This window comes from Natronosporangium hydrolyticum, from assembly GCF_016925615.1.
Lineage (GTDB): Bacteria > Actinomycetota > Actinomycetes > Mycobacteriales > Micromonosporaceae > Natronosporangium > Natronosporangium hydrolyticum.
This window is the reverse complement of record NZ_CP070499.1, coordinates 4,004,378-4,021,784: the sequence shown is the minus strand read 5'-3', so window position 1 is coordinate 4,021,784 and position 17,407 is coordinate 4,004,378. Positions and strand designations below refer to the sequence as shown.

Genomic DNA, 17,407 nt, shown 5'->3' with positions numbered 1-17,407 from the left:
CCCGCGCCGATGACTGACACATCTGCGCGCCGACCGCCCCGGCGGGCGGCGCGCACCGAAACCCTCACCGACGACCCGCTCGGGGGCACGATCTGCCGGACCGTGTTGCCCAGCGGGTTGCGGATCCTGACCGAGGCGGTCCCCGCCACCCGCAGCGTCGCCTTCGGGGTGTGGGTGGCGGTGGGTTCCCGGGACGAAACGCCCCGCCTGTCCGGGGTCTCCCACTTCCTCGAACACCTGCTCTTCAAGGGCACCCGCCGCCGCAGCGCGCTGCAGATCTCGGCGGCGATCGAGGCGGTGGGCGGCGAAACCAACGCCTTCACCACCAAGGAGTACACCTGCTTCCACGCGCGGGTGCTCGACAAGCACCTGCCGTTGGCGATCGACGTCATCTGTGACCTGATCACCGACTCGGTGCTGGCCGCGCCGGACGTGGAGACCGAGCGTGGGGTGATCCTCGAAGAGATCGCCATGCACGACGACGAACCCAGCGAAGAGGTGCACGAACTTTTCACCGAGCAGCTCTACGGTGAAACTCCGCTCGGGCGCCGGATCGCCGGCACCACCGAGACCATCGGGGCGATGAGCCGCCGGCAGATCCAAGGGTTCTACCGGCGCCGCTACCTCGCCCCGTCGATCGTCGTCGCGGCCGCCGGCAACCTCTCCCACCAGCAGGTGGTGCGGCTGGTCCGCAAGGCGGTGGCCGGCACCGTGTTGGACGGCGCCGCGAGTAACCCGGCGCCGGTCCGGGCCAGCCACCCGAGCCCGCCAGTCGGGCAACCCGGCACCGTTGCCCGGCACAAGGACACCGAACAGGCGCACCTGCTACTCGGCCGACCCACCATGCACCGCAGCGACGAGCGCAGGTTCGCCCTCGGCGTGCTGAACAATGTGCTCGGCGGCGGCATGTCCAGCCGGCTCTTCCAACGCATCCGGGAGGAGCGCGGCCTGGCGTACGCGATCTACTCCTTCACCGGGCTACTCGCCGACAGCGGCACCTTCGGTGTCTACGCCGGATGCGCGCCGGGCAAGGTCGACGAGGTGCTCGACCTGGTGCGGGCGGAGCTCGCGCAGACCGCCCGGCACGGCATCACCGCCGAGGAGTTGGCCCGAGGTAAAGGCATGCTCGCCGGCAGCGTGGTCCTCGACCTGGAAGACACCGGCAGCCGGATGAGCCGGCTCGGCAAGGGGGAGCTGCTTTACGAGCGGCCGCTGCCGGTTGACGAGCTCCTCGCCAGAGTGGACGGTGTCACCCGGGCCGAGGTGAACGAGCTTGCCGAGCAGCTGCTCGCCGGCGACTTCTCGGTCGCCACCATCGGCCCGCACTGAGTTCTGGCCGCGCCACCCTCCCGGGACTTGCCGCCATCGTCTACCATCGAAGTCCAGTACGGATAGAGGGGGCTGGCTGGGGATGCCTGCCGGCTGGGTGTGGGGGCAGCGATGGCTTCTCGCGAGCAGATTGGACCGATCGAGCGCCATCCTGCGAGTTCGACTGCGCTGGAAGCTCGCGCGCAGGCGTTTGAACGGCTCGCAGGACAGGCGACCGATCATGAGCAGATGACCGATCGAGCCTTCGGCCCGGCCAACCGCCATTGGGAGGGCATGGGCGCCGCCGAGCTGGTCTCCGCGCCATTGCCACTCAAACGGCGAATCCAGGAAGCGAGCGAGGCGCTCATGTGGGCGGCGTTGGCGGTCCGCTACTGGGCAGGCAGGGTCGAGGAGTTCAACAGGAGAGTCGCCGACCTGGAAGGTCGGTGGCCGGGGACTGAACCGGGCTCGTGGATGGTCCGGACCGGTCCCTCATGGGTGCCGTTCGACCCCAACAATGCCACGCACGCCATGGAATTGAAACGGGAACGGGAACGGCTGCAGCTCGAGTGGCGCTCGGATTATCAACTCTACATCGACCAGGGTGAAGATGAGGCGGTCGCGATGCTGCGCCGTGGCCCGACCGCCGAGAACCTGCAGCTGGCGCGCGAGGCGGGGCTGATTCCAGCGACCGGGGTGTGGGGGTTCTTCGCCGCCAGATGGGACGCGATCGTCGCACCCGAGATCGCGGCGGAGCTGGCCGCGGCGCTTGCCGACCCCACCCAGGTGCCCACCATAGAGCAGGTGGAGGAGTTTGCGGAGCTGCTCGAGCATCACGCGGACGATCCAGCGTTCGCAGCGTTTCTCAGCACTCTCACCCCGGCTGAGTTTCTGCAGATCCGTGCAAACCTGTCGGTCATGACCCGGGACGGTCGGCAACTCCCGGCTGAGCAGGAGCGGTGGGAGACTGCGCTGGCCAAGATTCAGGAGGGCCTCGGAGTTGCGCTCGCCACCGCTACCACTCACCGAGGCAGCTACGACCAGGCCGGTTCTTACACTCCCGGCCCGCACGAACTAGTGTCTCGTGATCCTGTTAGCGTTATCTTGATGTGTCGTTGACTCGGTTGTGATGTCGGTGGTCGATGCTGGTGGGGTGGAGTTGACGCAGGAACAGACCGCCGAGCTTCGGGCTGTGATCAACAGCCGGGACGTGTCCGGAGCGGTCGCGACCCGGGCTCGGATCGTGTTGTGGATGGCCGAGGGAAGAAGGCGCAAGGACGTGGCGGCGTTGGCTGGCGTGTCGCTGCCTACTGTGGATCGCTGGGTGGGTCGGTACGAGGCCGAAGGGCTGGCGGGTCTGGAGGAGCAAAAGCGGGGCGGGCCCAGGCAACAGGTGCCCGCCCGGGTGCGTGCCCGGATCCTGGCGCTGAGCCGGACCAGTCCACCGGCCGAAACCGGGCTGTCGCACTGGTCGAGTCGTCAGATGGCCGGCTACATCAGGCGGACTGAGGGTGTGCCGGTGTCCTGGCACTACGTGGCCCGGCTGTGGCGTGAGCATGACCTCAAGCCGCACCTGCAGGGCACGTTCAAGCTGTCGAAGGATCCACGGTTCGCCGAGAAGGTCGCCGACGTGGTCGGGCTGTATCTGGACCCGCCGGCCGGAGCGGTCGTCCTGTCGATCGACGAGAAGACGCAGGTCCAGGCGCTCGACCGTACCCAGCCGATGCTGCCGATCGACTTCGGGCTGACCGAGAAACGCACCCACGACTACGTCCGGCACGGCACCACGAACCTGTTCGCCGCACTCGATGTCGGCACGGGGCAGGTGACCGCCGGCTGCTACCCGCGCCGCACCGGCGAGGCGTTCCTGGCGTTCCTGCGCAAGGCGGTCAAGCCGCACGCTGGCAAGCAGATCCACGTCGTGCTGGACAACCTGTCCACCCACACCACCCCCGAGGTGAAGGCATGGCTGGAGCGCAACCCGAACGTCACCCTGCACTTCACCCCGGTCGGATCGAGTTGGATCAACCAGATCGAGACCTGGTTCGGGCTCATCACCAGGCAGGCCATCCGGCGGGGCACGTTCACCTCGGTCAACGCCCTGATCGCCCGTATCCGCGCCTACGTCGAACACTGGAACACCGACGCCAAGCCGTTTGTATGGACCGCCACCGCCGGCCAGATCCTCGCCAAGGTCCGCTGGACCGAGACCAACGTCAAGCAACTCGTAGCGGACAACTCAAAGTAACGCAAACAGGATCACGGAACACTAGGATTCCGAGACAGGGTCAACTTATGAATGGCTGTATATTCTGCGAGATTGCGATGGGTGAACGTCAGGCGAAGATGATTTGGCGTTCCGCGAATTACGTGGCCTTTCTCTCCATCTATCCCAACACTCCAGGAGCAACTGTCGTCATTCCAATCGAACACTACACCAGCTACGTGGCAACAGCGCCCGCCGAAGTGTCCGCTGGGCTCCAACTCGCCGCCGTTGAGGTAGCCCAGCTACTCGACACGGCGTTCCCCGATGTAGCACGGACAGCAATAGTCTACGAGGGATACGGAGTCGACCATTTGCACGCAAAGCTATTTCCACTACACGGAACAGCGGAGCTTAAGGATCGTTGGAGGCCGATTCATTCGAATGTCAAAACGACCTTCGACACCTACCAAGGCTACGTATCTTCTCATGACGGCCCTCCTGCGAGTGATGACGAGCTAAGTGAGATTGCTGAGCAGATTCGCGCGACAAACCAATAGGAATCCACTTCAGTGCACACAGAACAGAATGATAGAGTTGGCCGAGAGGCATCGGCCTCGCTTCTTAGAAATAGGCCATTCGGCATATACTTTCTAGCTTGGGCGGTTAGCAAGGCCGGCACTCAGGTCGGTTACATTGCAATACCTCTTGTGGCTGTTCTCACATTGCAGGCATCGCCCATAGAAGCTGGATTGGTGGGGGTAGCTGCGACAGTTTCCACGTTGATAATGAGCCTTCCGGCCGGGGTGATGGCTGATCGCTTACACAGGCGCCGTCTTATGATCGGCGCCGAGTTTACTCGTGGCGCTGCATTGCTCTATATAGCAGTGGCTGGGTGGTACGGGTGGCTTTCCATAAGCTGGATGCTGGTAGTTGTCTTTGTGTTCGGTGTTGCAACGGTACTCTTCGACGTCTCGGCCCAGAGTTTCCTTCCTGAGCTGGTTGACCGACGTTTCTTAGTGTCTGCGAACTCGAAACTGGCTAGCTGGGAAGCGGGGGCAAGCGTTACTGGCCCGGCAGCGGGTGGTGCTTTGGTTCAGCTAGTAACTGCACCGGCGACAGTTCTCCTAACAGCCTTTAGCCACGTGGCGTCTGGCTTACTGTTGCTCAGAGTTAGGGGAGATGGACGCGGGCCATCAGCGGCGAAGAAGGAAAGCATTTTCCAGCAGGTGAGAGACGGGGTCACCTTCGTAATAGCCAATAGCTATCTGCGTGTCATGGTGGCTATGGGCACTCTGTTGAACTTTGCGACATATATGCTTATTATCATAATGCCAGTCGTCTTTCGCGAGTATGGCTTAAGTAGCGTTGAACTAGGGTTTCTGTTGGCAGCCGGAGGTGCGGGAGGGCTGGCCGGAGCTGCGACCGCTCGGCGATTGGTTGATGTCGTTGGGTTTGGCCGAGCGCTATGGATGGTCGGCGGAATTGCCGGACCGGCCGCCTTTCTTGTCCCCTTCGTGTCTCCGGGCCTCATGCACCTGGTTGCCTCTTCGGCGTGGTTTATTCTGGGATATCGCGTAGGATTGACTAATGTCCTTATGGTCACGCTGCGTCAGACCGTAACACCAAATCGTCTACTGGGTCGTGTCACTGCCAGTACAAGGATGCTGATCGTTGGGTCGCTTTCCGGAGGGGCCGCGCTGGCGGGATTCATTGGAGAGTACGCTGGCCTCGGAGCTGCTCTGTGGCTGGGAGCAACCGGAGTAGCCATAGCAGCATTTCCGATCTACTTTTCAAAGCTTCGCACGTTAAGAGAACCTCCTGCTGCTCAGATGGATTGAGTTGGGGGAGATCGTGGACGCGTGCGTACGGATGCTGGTGAGCAGCGTACCTACTAGTGTCTCGTGATCCTGTTAGCGTTATCTTGATGTGTCGTTGACTCGGTTGTGATGTCGGTGGTCGATGCTGGTGGGGTGGAGTTGACGCAGGAACAGACCGCCGAGCTTCGGGCTGTGATCAACAGCCGGGACGTGTCCGGAGCGGTCGCGACCCGGGCTCGGATCGTGTTGTGGATGGCCGAGGGAAGAAGGCGCAAGGACGTGGCGGCGTTGGCTGGCGTGTCGCTGCCTACTGTGGATCGCTGGGTGGGTCGGTACGAGGCCGAAGGGCTGGCGGGTCTGGAGGAGCAAAAGCGGGGCGGGCCCAGGCAACAGGTGCCCGCCCGGGTGCGTGCCCGGATCCTGGCGCTGAGCCGGACCAGTCCACCGGCCGAAACCGGGCTGTCGCACTGGTCGAGTCGTCAGATGGCCGGCTACATCAGGCGGACTGAGGGTGTGCCGGTGTCCTGGCACTACGTGGCCCGGCTGTGGCGTGAGCATGACCTCAAGCCGCACCTGCAGGGCACGTTCAAGCTGTCGAAGGATCCACGGTTCGCCGAGAAGGTCGCCGACGTGGTCGGGCTGTATCTGGACCCGCCGGCCGGAGCGGTCGTCCTGTCGATCGACGAGAAGACGCAGGTCCAGGCGCTCGACCGTACCCAGCCGATGCTGCCGATCGACTTCGGGCTGACCGAGAAACGCACCCACGACTACGTCCGGCACGGCACCACGAACCTGTTCGCCGCACTCGATGTCGGCACGGGGCAGGTGACCGCCGGCTGCTACCCGCGCCGCACCGGCGAGGCGTTCCTGGCGTTCCTGCGCAAGGCGGTCAAGCCGCACGCTGGCAAGCAGATCCACGTCGTGCTGGACAACCTGTCCACCCACACCACCCCCGAGGTGAAGGCATGGCTGGAGCGCAACCCGAACGTCACCCTGCACTTCACCCCGGTCGGATCGAGTTGGATCAACCAGATCGAGACCTGGTTCGGGCTCATCACCAGGCAGGCCATCCGGCGGGGCACGTTCACCTCGGTCAACGCCCTGATCGCCCGTATCCGCGCCTACGTCGAACACTGGAACACCGACGCCAAGCCGTTTGTATGGACCGCCACCGCCGGCCAGATCCTCGCCAAGGTCCGCTGGACCGAGACCAACGTCAAGCAACTCGTAGCGGACAACTCAAAGTAACGCAAACAGGATCACGGAACACTAGGCCCTGACTGGATCGATGGGCTGCAGGAAGCAGGCAAAGCTACCTTCGAATTGGGCGGTGAGTGGGCGAACGGCGTGCCGGAGGTCTACGGCTACCAATTGCTGGGTCCATTGCTGCACCACGGCGACTACGATCAGCACTTCCTAGACCGGATCGGCAGTGACATGATCGAGTTCGAGATGGCGCATGGCGGCAGCGGGGTCTGGACCAGCATCCACGACCTCGCCGGGCTCGATCCGTTCCTGGGCACCGACACCAATCACTGGGTCCGGCTGGACTGGAGCGGTGAGTGGGACGATCCGCAAGCGATCGCCGGCTTCGACCCGATGCACGGGCTCATGAGTGCGTTAGAACGCAATCCCGAGGCTGCCAAGACTGTCCTGACCGGAACCTATGAAGGCGGAGACGCGTTCGCCTTGCTCACCGACGACGAGGGGAACCCAATCCTCGATCGGGACGGTAACGAAATCTACGAGCAGCGCCTACCGCGGCTGCAACACCTGCTCACGGAGCGCGAGTGGTTCGCCGACTTCGGCGACCCCTTCGCGTTGCGTGACCCGAGTGGGTGGGCCAACGACTGGAGTGAGCACAACCCGGGCCACGCCGCCCTGGGTCGGATGTTGGAGGCCTCCGTTGTCGGGGACCCATCCGATGAACGCGCCGTCCTGATTGCTGAGCAGATCGTCTATGGGCTAAACGCCGTCGACCCGAGGCCGGGCGGTGACCTGATGCCCTCGGCAATCAGAGAGCCGGTCGCGGCCATCATCGCCACCTACATCGAAGACGTAAATGAGAATGTCTTTGTGGACGAGCCGGGAACTGCCGGAGCTTGGGGCATTGATGCCACCTATCCGGTCGAGGCCCGGCAGGAGATCATCACGCGCCATAAGACCGACCTTGAACTCCTCCTGAAGGATCTTGGCCGAGATGAGGTGGCGCAACACACAGTGAGAGCCGCACAGTACGAATACACGTTCGACATGTATGAGTATTACCTTGCTGGTGAGGATGACGCGACATCCACCCTCGAATCTCGCCTCAGCCGGGTGGACGAACTCGCGCATAGATCCGGTGAGGTGATCGGCGCGCTTGACAATGGTCTCCTGGATAATGAGCGTCTCGAACTGGAGGAGCGACTGGCGTTAGTGGAGGCGAGGTTGATGAGCGAACGCGCGATGAGCGAAGTCCTCCTCCTTGCCCCACACCCAGGACTTCGGGCTGCGGGGTTGGCTGCTGCGCTCGTACTGAACCCCGAGGGGTCATTCGAGAGTGAGCGGGAGATGTCTGAGGCGGAGCTGGAGCGGCGGTTCGTGGAAGTGCGGCGTGGGAGCCAAGTAACCGCTGAGGTGCTGGCGGCTGAGGCGATCAGGCGAAACGCGCCATTGGACCTTCCCCAAGAGCTGCTCGTGCCAGAGACCGGCGAGCCTATCCCCAGTAATGAGTGGGGGTCGGCCGAGCGGGAAGCCTGGCAGGAGTATCTCAAGACCGAGGAAGGGCGTGCGGTCAGTGCTGCCGTTACTGCGGCGGGCAAAGAATACGTAGCGGCATTCTCGAGTATGAGGAGCTAGTGTTCCGTGATCCTGTTTGCGTTACTTTGAGTTGTCCGCTACGAGTTGCTTGACGTTGGTCTCGGTCCAGCGGACCTTGGCGAGGATCTGGCCGGCGGTGGCGGTCCATACGAACGGCTTGGCGTCGGTGTTCCAGTGTTCGACGTAGGCGCGGATACGGGCGATCAGGGCGTTGACCGAGGTGAACGTGCCCCGCCGGATGGCCTGCCTGGTGATGAGCCCGAACCAGGTCTCGATCTGGTTGATCCAACTCGATCCGACCGGGGTGAAGTGCAGGGTGACGTTCGGGTTGCGCTCCAGCCATGCCTTCACCTCGGGGGTGGTGTGGGTGGACAGGTTGTCCAGCACGACGTGGATCTGCTTGCCAGCGTGCGGCTTGACCGCCTTGCGCAGGAACGCCAGGAACGCCTCGCCGGTGCGGCGCGGGTAGCAGCCGGCGGTCACCTGCCCCGTGCCGACATCGAGTGCGGCGAACAGGTTCGTGGTGCCGTGCCGGACGTAGTCGTGGGTGCGTTTCTCGGTCAGCCCGAAGTCGATCGGCAGCATCGGCTGGGTACGGTCGAGCGCCTGGACCTGCGTCTTCTCGTCGATCGACAGGACGACCGCTCCGGCCGGCGGGTCCAGATACAGCCCGACCACGTCGGCGACCTTCTCGGCGAACCGTGGATCCTTCGACAGCTTGAACGTGCCCTGCAGGTGCGGCTTGAGGTCATGCTCACGCCACAGCCGGGCCACGTAGTGCCAGGACACCGGCACACCCTCAGTCCGCCTGATGTAGCCGGCCATCTGACGACTCGACCAGTGCGACAGCCCGGTTTCGGCCGGTGGACTGGTACGGCTCAGCGCCAGGATCCGGGCACGTACCCGGGCGGGCACCTGTTGCCTGGGCCCGCCCCGCTTTTGCTCCTCCAGACCCGCCAGCCCTTCGGCCTCGTACCGACCCACCCAGCGATCCACAGTAGGCAGCGACACGCCAGCCAACGCCGCCACGTCCTTGCGCCTTCTTCCCTCGGCCATCCACAACACGATCCGAGCCCGGGTCGCGACCGCTCCGGACACGTCCCGGCTGTTGATCACAGCCCGAAGCTCGGCTGTCTGTTCCTGCGTCAACTCCACCCCACCAGCATCGACCACCGACATCACAACCGAGTCAACGACACATCAAGATAACGCTAACAGGATCACGAGACACTAGCAAATGAGTGTGATCGCGGGTCAGTGGAGCAGAAGGCGGTAGTTTTGTGGACGTCGATTCAGAGCACGTCATCCGTCAGGCGGCTAAGCGGAAGTCGACGAGACGTCGCTTCCGAGCATGGGTGGTAGTAACCGCGCTCACTGTCGGGCTCGCGGTGGGGTACGGGAGCGCGGTAGTTTCTGCCAATGCTGGCCAGGAGGACAGCTTGTCGGGATGCGACCGTGAGCAGCAGGAGTTGGTACGCGAGATCCGATATACCGGGCGAGGGATCAGTGCACAACTGGCACGGGACCTCCTGATCGATCATGCGGATTTGGACCTGCCACCGGAGCTTCTCGACGCGGAGACCGGTGACCCTCTTGATCCAGCGGGCTGGTCCGGGGAACAACTTGAGGCGTGGTTGGGTTACCTCGAAACGGGGGAGGGTGCCGTGATCCGGGGCATTATCTACCGATCCGGCACGGAGTTTTTCCGCCGATTCGACCCAGGGCTATTGCGTTCTCGTTCTGCTGGTCACGGCGTCGATGAGGTCGTGGGGACGTCGGCTGGCTCGTCTGGTGGCGCGGGCGATGTTGGGCTCGCCGTTGCTGCGGTGGAAGCCGATGGCGGTGTTGCGTAGCACCGCAGCCACGGCGGGGCCGTTGCCGGTACGTGCCTGGTGAGCATCCTCGCCGAAGGTCACGTCCCTCACCCAATGAAGACGGTTTTCGATGTGCCAGGCGCGGCGGGACCAGTCGGCAAGGTCAGCTGGCTGGGCGTCTGCGGCGGGCAGGCTGACCACCAGGTAGGCCGTCTGGCGAGTCGTCTTGCCGCCGAGGGTGCGTGTGCGGGTGATCCGCACCGCCTGGGCCGCATGCGGGAACTGCAACCCATCCGGCGTGGCCACGGTGACCGCCTTGACGGTGCGGGTCTCGCGGCGGCCGTGAGCGCGGCTGCGGGTGCGGTGCCCGACCGGCACCTGCGCCCACGGCAGCGTACGTAGTTGCTCCAGCAGTGTGGGCCGGTTGGCCTTCACCGTGACCATCAGATACCCACCGTGGGCGGCCACCGTGTGGGCGTGGCCCACCTGGGCGTGCAGCGCGTCGGCAACGATGATCGTGCCGGCAAGCGAGCCCAGCCGTGCCTGGCCCTGATCCAGCAACGGAGCGAACGCCGGATTCTCGTTCGACTTCGCCTCGACGGCGACCTGGGCCAGCACGATGCCGGTGGCGACCTCGTAGGCCGCCAGCAGGTGCACCTGCCGACCGGCGGGTAGCCGGGCACCGCGTAGCAGTTTGCCGTCGACCGCGATCACCGCCCGAGCTCTGCGACCTGGTTCGGCAGGCCGAGTCGGCATGCGGCGGCGTAGCCAGCCGGTCAGTACCGCCTGCAACACTGTCGCATCCACCCGGACCAGGAAGCGCCACACCGTACTACCGGCCGGTATCCGCCCCAGCAACCCCAACCGGCGCCTGGCCGGTGGATCCAGATCAGCAGCCCAGTCCGCGATCGCGGCGAACGTGGACGCTCCGGCCAGCACCGCACAGACTGCCACCGCCAGCAGGCTGGCCAGCCGGTAGCGAACCCCGCGGCGCTGCCGTGGGTCGGGAACCTCGGCCAGGGCGTACAGCAGGTCCCGCTGCACGTCGGCGTCGAGACAATCGGGAGTGTCCAGGTCAGTGGGCAGGTGGGGGCGGACAGCGTCGATCAGCGAAGATGACATCAGCAGGTGCGGTCCTTCTGGGAGTCGTGAGGGCTTCAGCAACTCCATGATCACCGCGCGGACCGCACCTGCCCCAAGCGCACCAGCCGTCCACATCAGCCCAGGTCAGCCCGCCCAATCAACGACTACGCAACGGCCCTGCGATTCGACCAGTGTGGAAATCCGGTTCGCGCGGAGTCAGTCGAGGTCGATTAGCAGGAGGCCGGACATGGAAGCTGCGCAAGAGTTCATCACAGTCGATCCGGATGCGGTCGGGCAGGCAGGTCGCAGCACAGCGGCGACCACCGGAGCTTGGCGTTCCTGGGGCAATCGCACCCGCAGCCAGTTCGACGTTACCACCGAGCAGGTCGTGAACAGCCGGCTGGCGCGGGCGTTCGGGGACTACGCGGCGCAGTGGCAACCGAAGATTCAGGTTATCGCTGAAGAGGTGGTGGCGCTTGGGGTGGGGACCACCTCGGCGGCGAACACGGTCGATAATGGGGACGTCGACTCCGCGGCACAACTCGGAACTCAGACCGCCCTCGCCAGCGAGCAGGGGTCTCTGCTGAGTCGACCAATCAACGGCTCTTCGGCCGCGGTGTAGGGAAGCACTCGGTCAGCGCAGGCCACGCTCTGTAGCTCGGCGTCCGCGAGGTTGCATTGGGAAGGGCCGGGCGGCCGGCTTCCGGTGGGCCCGCCAACCGGGCCGAGGGGTCCGACCCGCCCCAGCGGGATGGGATAGGTTGAACCCGTGACGGAACTCCGCGAATCGTCGGACCAGGACGAGACGGCCGAGCCGGTCCGGGTCGGTGTGCTCGGTGCCCGGGGGCGGATGGGCACCGAGGTGTGCCGTGCCGTGGACGCCGCCGCCGACCTCGACCTGGTTGCGATGATCGACCAAGGTGACTGGCTCTTCAACGCCTCCGACGCCGGTGCGCAGGTGGTGGTCGACTTCACCACGCCCGACGTGGTGATGGACAACCTGCACTGGTGCATCGACCAGGGGATCAGCGTGGTGGTGGGGACCAGCGGCTTCACCGAGCAGCGGCTGAGCCGGGTGCGCTCCTGGCTGGAGCACAAGCCCGAGGTGGGGGTGGTGATCGCCCCCAACTTCGCGATCGGCGCGGTGTTGATGATGGAGTTCGCCGCTCGGGCCAGTCGACTCTTCGACTCGGTCGAGATCATCGAGCAACACCATCCTGACAAAGTGGACGCTCCGAGCGGCACCGCACTGCGCACCGCCGAAGTGGTCGCGCAGGCGCGGGCTGCGGCAGGGGTGGGGCCGATGCCCGACGCCACCACCAGCGAGCAGGCCGGTGCCCGGGGCGCCGAGGTGGCGGGGGTGCGGGTCCACTCGGTCCGCGCCCGGGGGCTCGTCGCCCATCAGGAGGTGCTCTTCGGCACCCACGGTGAGACGTTGACGATCCGGCACGACTCGTACGATCGCGGTTCCTTCATGCCGGGTGTGCTGCTGGCGGTGCGGTCGGTGGTGCAGCGGCCGGGCCTGACCATCGGGCTGGGTCCGCTGCTCGACTCCTGACCTCAACCCGGCCCGTCGGGCTCGGGTTGTTCCGGCGCCAGGCTGGTGTGCAGGCGCAGCTGCGGGACGAGCAGGTCATCGACGTCGAGGGTGCGGCGGAGGCCGTCGGGCTCCCAGCCCGCCGAGATGAGAAAGCGGCGGGTCGCCGGATCCTCTTCGAACGCCCACGCCACCGCGGTCTGGAAGCCGTCGTCGCGCCAGTGGGTCACCCCGGCCGAGAGTAGCCGGCTGCCGTGGCCGCGCCGACCCCACCGTGGACTGACCAGCAGGTCGGTGATCGCAACAGTCGTGGTCGGGTCGGGCGGGGTCGGCTCGTCTGGGGCGGCCGCCTCCTCGTCGGCCGGGCCGGCGGCGAGGAACCCGACCGTCTGAGTCTGGCCGCCCTGCTCCACCGCGAGCAACACCCGGTGCCGCGAGGTCGGCGGCGACTCGATCGCACTGCGCCACCGCTCGGTCAGGAACTCCCGATCCAACTCGTCGAGGATGCTGGCGGGCAGGAGCCGCCGGTACGCGACGCGCCACGTTGTCAGCTGGATCTCGACGATCTCGCCGGCCTCCGCCGGTACGGCGGGCCGGACATACCCCAGGGCCACAGCCCCCAGGCTACGGCAGTGGGGTGTCGGTGGCGTCAGCTAGCCTGCCGGCGATGACCGTACCGGAGAGTCTCTCGCTGTCGGCGGCCCGGCGGGTGGCGTTGGCCGCCCAGGGGTTCGCCGATCCGCCGCCCCGGACCACCCCCGGCCGTCGGCACCTGCGCCGGCTCTTCGACCGGGTCGGCCTGCTACAGCTCGATTCGATCAACGTGCTGCAGCGTGCCCACTACTTGCCGGCCTTCAGCCGGCTCGGGGCGTATTCGACAGAGCTGCTGGACCGCGCCTCCTACCGGGCCCCGCGGATGCTCTTCGAGTATTGGGGGCACGAGGCGTCGCTGCTGCCGGTGGAGCTGCACCCGGCGCTGCGGTGGCGGATGGCGCAGGCCCACCAGACCGCTTGGGGTGGGATGCGCCGGGTCGCCGTCGAGCAGCCGGAGCTGGTCCGGTGGGTCCGCAGCGAGGTCGCTGACCGGGGCCCGGTGACCGCCGCCGAGATCGAAGCGGACCTGCCCCGCCAGCGGACCGACCACTGGGGGTGGAACTGGTCGGAGACGAAGACCGCGCTGGAGTGGCTGTTCTGGTCGGGGGAGGTGACCGCAGCCCGTCGCAACGGCTCCTGGGCACGGGTCTATGACCTGCCCGAGCGGGTGTTGCCGGCGGCGGTGTCGGCCGCTCCCACCTTGGCGCCGGCGGACGCGAAGCGGCGGCTGGTCAGCCTGGCGGCGGCGGCCCTGGGGGTAGCCGCGGCGCCGGAGCTGCGCGACTACTTCCGGCTGCCGGTGGCGGGGTTCCAGCAGGCGATCGACGAGCTGGTCGAGGCGGGTGAGCTGATTCCGGTCTCGGTGGCCGGGTGGCGCCGGCACGCCTGGCGGCACCGGGACGCCCGGTTGCCTCGCCAGGTGGGTGGGGCGAGCCTGGTGGGCCCGTTCGACCCGCTGCTGTGGCAGCGGGAGCGGGTCGAACGGCTGTTCGGCTTCCACTTCCGGCTGGAGATCTACGTGCCGGCCCCGAAGCGGGTGTACGGCTACTACGTGCTGCCGTTTCGGCTCGGCGAGGAGCTGGTCGCCCGGGTGGACCTGAAGGCGGACCGGCGCGCCGGGGTGTTGCGGGTGCCGGCGGCGTGGCGGGAGCCGGCTGCCCCGCCGGAGACGGCCGCCGCGCTCGCCACCGAGCTGCGGCGGCTCGCCGACTGGCTGGGACTGCCACAGGTCGCGGCGCCCGAGCGGGGAGACTTGAGCGGGCCGCTCGCCGCCGCCCTACGAGCGGACGTTCGGTACGGTGAGAGGTGACGTTCCCGTACAGCATGGTCGTGAAGGTGGTCCGGTGACCCACCCGCCAGATTCTCAGCTGCACCAGGTGCCGCATGCGCATGATGCGCACCCTCCGCCCGAGCCGCAGTGGGGGGCGCGGCAGATGACCTATGCGCAGCCGCCGCCGGGCCGCTTCGCCCGGCTGTTGCTGCGGATGTGGGACAAATCCCCGACCTGGCTGGCGCCGGCCGCGATTCTGGTCTGCTTCGCTGGTGCGGTCGGCTATGTGCTGGCGCGGGAGCCGATCGACGGGGCCGGCGACGAGACCACCTGCCTGGTGAAGATGACCACGGGTTTCGCCTGCCCGGGCTGCGGCGGCACCCGGGCCTTCTTCTATCTGGTGCAGGCCGATCTGCCGGCGGCGGCCCGCCACCATCTGATCTTCGTGTTTGCGGTCCCGTTCCTCTTCTACGCCTACCTCGCCTGGGCCGGCAACAAGGTCTTCCGCTGGCGGTTGCCGCAGCTGCGCCCATCGCCGTGGATGATCGGAGCGTTCCTGGGCGCGGCGGGCGTCTTCACGGTGCTGCGCAATCTGCCGATCTCCCCGTTCACCTGGTTCTACGTTTAGCCGTCGGCGCTCGTCGGTCGGAGCGGTCGTCAGGGCACCGCCGGGGTGACCCGGTGGACCATGATGTCGCCGCTGACCGCGCGGGCCTGGATGGTGAGTTCGTGGCCGGTCGGCTCGCTCTGCTCGCCGTTCATACTGAGGTCGCTGCGGGTGTTACCGGAGAGGCTGTTGAGGTCGAGCCACACCCCGGTGCCCGACACCACGCCGATGGAGACATCACCCGAGACCGCGGTGGTACGCAACGTGCCCTGCCGAGCGGCGGCGACCCGGGTGTCGCCAGAGGCGCTCTTGACGACCACATCGGACTCTGCGGTTTCGATATAGACATCGCCGCTGGCGGTCTTCACCTCGACCGGCCCGCCGGTGGTCCGGGCGGAGACATCGCCGGAGGCGCTGTGCACGGTCAGCTGCCCGCCGACGTGGCCGACGCGTAGGTCGCCGCTGGCGGTGTTGATGGTCAGGCCGTTCGTCACCTGCTCGATGTCGGCGTTGCCGGTTGCGGTGCCGACGTAGAGTTCCCGCCACTCGCCCCGGCAGGTCAGGTCGGTGGCGGCGAGCTTGAATCGGCCCTCGCTGCCGGTGGGGGCTTTGATCGTGACGCGGAGTTTCGGGCTGCGCCAACGGATGGCGAAACCCCGGGAGTCCGGCGCGACGATGGTGAGCGTGTCGCCGTGGAACTCGACCTGGGTTTCGTCGGCGGCCTGGCGGGAGGCGTCGCTGTCGTCGTACGGTTCAACCGCCACGACGGTGGTCTCGCGCTCTTCCGCGGTGACGGTCAACGCGCCGCTCGCTAGGCGGGCATCGACGGTGATCGGGTGTGGGCTGGGGTATTCGGGCATGGCTCCTCCTCGTCAGGCTTGGGCGTAGCCGGTGACCCGGCGGCCGAAGCTGGCTCGTCCGGGGGGAAACGGCGGGTTGGGTGGCGTCGGCGGAGTGGGAGGACCGGGGAATCCGGGCGGGCTTGCGACCGCCGCGGTGATCGCCCGGACCAGCCAGGCGTTGACCGAGATGCCGTCGCGGCTGGCGACGCGCTCGACCGATTCCTTGAGGTTCTCCGGCAGGCGTAGCGTGATCCGTGCCACCTCGCCCGAGGGCTCGGCGGTCGCGGCAGGTTCTTCGGGGGTGGGTGGCGCGGTCGGCGGCGCCGGCTCCGGTGCTTCCGGCGGTAGCTCCGTGACCACCAGATCGGCATCGCGGCCGTGGAGCCGGACCTCGACGGTGGCGGTGCTGAGCTTGCTCGTGACCTCGTCGGCGGCGTCCGCGAGCGCCTCCATGAGGCATAGTCGAGCCGCTGGTGTCAGGGAGCCGCCGAGCAGCTCGGCTGCCCGTTGCACCTCCTCGCTGCCGGTCGCGGCGGCGGCCGAGAGGTCGCGGCGGAGACCTTCCAGATACGGCGACAAATCCATGACGTCATCATGACACTATCGATGGCGTCATGCAAGCCCCAGCTTGATGCCTTCGCGGCGTCCAGCTGATGCGGCCACGGTCGAGTCTGCCCCCGGCATCCTCGGTGATGAGAAGGGCGTGTGGGCCGGGTATCGTCCCCGCGGCCCGGGATATTGTCGCTGCGAGGAGAGGAGCAATCTGTGCCGCAGACCGTGTCGCCGCAGGTGAAGCTGATCGCCTGGACCCACTTCGATCCGCCCGAGGAGGTCGAGTGGCAGACCGACGCCGACGGCGGCCAGGCGCTGGCGGAGTTCGCTGGTCGGGCCTGCTACCAATCCTGGAGCAAGCCGAACCCGGCCACCGCCAGCAACGCCGGATACCTGCGGCACATTCTGGAGGTGGGCCACCTCTCGGTGCTGGAGCACGGCTCGGTCACGTTCTACCTCACCGGTGTGTCCCGGTCGCTCACTCACGAGCTGATCCGACACCGGCACTTCTCCTACTCGCAGCTGTCGCAGCGCTACGTCCCGGAGCATGACGCGGCGATGGTGGCGCCGCCGGCGATCGCCGACGACCCGGAGCTGCAGAAGCGGTTCAACGAGGCGACCGAGGCGAGCCAGCGCGCATACCAGGAACTACTCAGCGCGCTGGAGCAGAAGTTCGCCGACGCGCCCAGCGCCACGCTGCGACGCAAACAGGCGCGGCAGGCAGCTCGGGCGGTGCTGCCCAACGCCACCGAAACCCGGATCGTGGTCACCGGCAATTACCGGGCCTGGCGGCACTTCATCACCATCCGGGCCACCGAGCACGCCGACCTGGAGATCCGCGCCGTCGCCGTGGCCTGCCTGCGGGAGTTGCAGCGGGTTGCGCCGAACGTGTTCGGGGACTTCACCATCTCCACGTTGGCCGACGGATCTGAGATCGCCGCCAGCCCGCTTACTTGGGAGAGTTAGGGTTTAGGT

The 17,407-nt window shown here is 66.5% G+C and carries 17 protein-coding genes; 12 read left to right on the top strand and 5 right to left on the bottom strand.

Features of this window, described 5'->3' with window-relative positions:
* Nucleotides 1-9 precede the first annotated feature (9 nt).
* The 7 genes from JQS43_RS18020 to JQS43_RS17990 all read left to right on the top strand — a co-directional run bounded on the left by JQS43_RS18020 (nt 10) and on the right by JQS43_RS17990 (nt 8,172).
* Nucleotides 10-1,329, top strand: coding sequence for a M16 family metallopeptidase (locus JQS43_RS18020; protein ID WP_239675565.1), 1,320 nt, complete (start codon nt 10-12; stop codon nt 1,327-1,329).
* A gap of 228 nt (nt 1,330-1,557) precedes the next feature.
* The gene (locus JQS43_RS18015) at nt 1,558-2,427 is read left to right on the top strand and encodes a hypothetical protein (RefSeq protein ID WP_239675564.1); all 870 of its coding nucleotides are present in this window, start codon (nt 1,558-1,560) and stop codon (nt 2,425-2,427) included.
* Between the two features lie 34 nt (nt 2,428-2,461).
* Entirely contained in the window at nt 2,462-3,556 is a 1,095-nt protein-coding gene (locus tag JQS43_RS18010) for an IS630 family transposase (RefSeq protein WP_338037191.1), read from the top strand.
* Nucleotides 3,557-3,633: 77 nt separating this feature from the next.
* Nucleotides 3,634-4,071 (top strand): HIT family protein, encoded by a 438-nt coding sequence (locus JQS43_RS18005; protein ID WP_239675563.1) that lies wholly within the window; start codon nt 3,634-3,636, stop codon nt 4,069-4,071.
* A 12-nt stretch (nt 4,072-4,083) separates the two neighbouring features.
* Nucleotides 4,084-5,352: an MFS transporter gene (locus JQS43_RS18000; RefSeq protein WP_239675562.1), complete on the top strand. Its 1,269-nt coding sequence runs from the start codon at nt 4,084-4,086 to the stop codon at nt 5,350-5,352.
* A gap of 132 nt (nt 5,353-5,484) precedes the next feature.
* Nucleotides 5,485-6,579 carry an IS630 family transposase gene (locus JQS43_RS17995; RefSeq protein ID WP_338037191.1) on the top strand — a complete coding sequence of 365 codons (1,095 nt, stop codon included), beginning with the start codon at nt 5,485-5,487 and terminating at the stop codon, nt 6,577-6,579.
* Nucleotides 6,580-6,678: 99 nt separating this feature from the next.
* A complete protein-coding gene (locus JQS43_RS17990) occupies nt 6,679-8,172 on the top strand; it encodes a hypothetical protein (RefSeq protein WP_239675561.1) in 1,494 nt (497 codons plus the stop codon).
* Nucleotides 8,173-8,193: 21 nt separating this feature from the next.
* Here JQS43_RS17990 and JQS43_RS17985 read toward each other — a convergent pair whose 3' ends face one another.
* Complete coding sequence (locus JQS43_RS17985) at nt 8,194-9,288, bottom strand: IS630 family transposase (RefSeq protein ID WP_338037191.1); 1,095 nt, start codon at nt 9,286-9,288, stop codon at nt 8,194-8,196.
* Nucleotides 9,289-9,857: 569 nt separating this feature from the next.
* Nucleotides 9,858-11,069: an ISAs1 family transposase gene (locus JQS43_RS17980; protein WP_239675559.1), complete on the bottom strand. Its 1,212-nt coding sequence runs from the start codon at nt 11,067-11,069 to the stop codon at nt 9,858-9,860.
* 208 nt (nt 11,070-11,277) lie between these two features.
* Between JQS43_RS17980 and JQS43_RS17975 the strand changes: the two genes are divergently transcribed.
* The gene (locus tag JQS43_RS17975) at nt 11,278-11,652 is read left to right on the top strand and encodes a hypothetical protein (RefSeq protein ID WP_239675558.1); all 375 of its coding nucleotides are present in this window, start codon (nt 11,278-11,280) and stop codon (nt 11,650-11,652) included.
* Between the two features lie 147 nt (nt 11,653-11,799).
* Nucleotides 11,800-12,588, top strand: coding sequence for a 4-hydroxy-tetrahydrodipicolinate reductase (gene dapB, locus JQS43_RS17970; RefSeq protein ID WP_275580918.1), 789 nt, complete (start codon nt 11,800-11,802; stop codon nt 12,586-12,588).
* A gap of 2 nt (nt 12,589-12,590) precedes the next feature.
* Here the strand turns inward: dapB and JQS43_RS17965 are convergent, their stop codons facing one another.
* On the bottom strand, nt 12,591-13,181 hold the full coding sequence (locus JQS43_RS17965) for a GNAT family N-acetyltransferase (RefSeq protein WP_239675557.1): 591 nt from the start codon (nt 13,179-13,181) through the stop codon (nt 12,591-12,593).
* Between the two features lie 53 nt (nt 13,182-13,234).
* Between JQS43_RS17965 and JQS43_RS17960 the strand changes: the two genes are divergently transcribed.
* Nucleotides 13,235-14,470, top strand: a complete 1,236-nt coding sequence (locus JQS43_RS17960; protein ID WP_239675556.1) for a winged helix-turn-helix domain-containing protein — start codon at nt 13,235-13,237, stop codon at nt 14,468-14,470.
* Nucleotides 14,471-14,504: 34 nt separating this feature from the next.
* Nucleotides 14,505-15,059, top strand: a complete 555-nt coding sequence (locus JQS43_RS17955) for a DUF2752 domain-containing protein (RefSeq protein ID WP_239675555.1) — start codon at nt 14,505-14,507, stop codon at nt 15,057-15,059.
* Nucleotides 15,060-15,088: 29 nt separating this feature from the next.
* On the opposite strand, the gene JQS43_RS17950 is transcribed toward JQS43_RS17955, so the two are convergent.
* Nucleotides 15,089-15,898: a DUF4097 family beta strand repeat-containing protein gene (locus JQS43_RS17950; protein WP_239675554.1), complete on the bottom strand. Its 810-nt coding sequence runs from the start codon at nt 15,896-15,898 to the stop codon at nt 15,089-15,091.
* Between the two features lie 12 nt (nt 15,899-15,910).
* Nucleotides 15,911-16,465, bottom strand: coding sequence for a hypothetical protein (locus JQS43_RS17945; protein ID WP_239675553.1), 555 nt, complete (start codon nt 16,463-16,465; stop codon nt 15,911-15,913).
* A 180-nt stretch (nt 16,466-16,645) separates the two neighbouring features.
* Between JQS43_RS17945 and thyX the strand changes: the two genes are divergently transcribed.
* Nucleotides 16,646-17,398 (top strand): FAD-dependent thymidylate synthase, encoded by a 753-nt coding sequence (gene thyX, locus JQS43_RS17940; protein ID WP_239675552.1) that lies wholly within the window; start codon nt 16,646-16,648, stop codon nt 17,396-17,398.
* Nucleotides 17,399-17,407 lie beyond the last annotated feature (9 nt).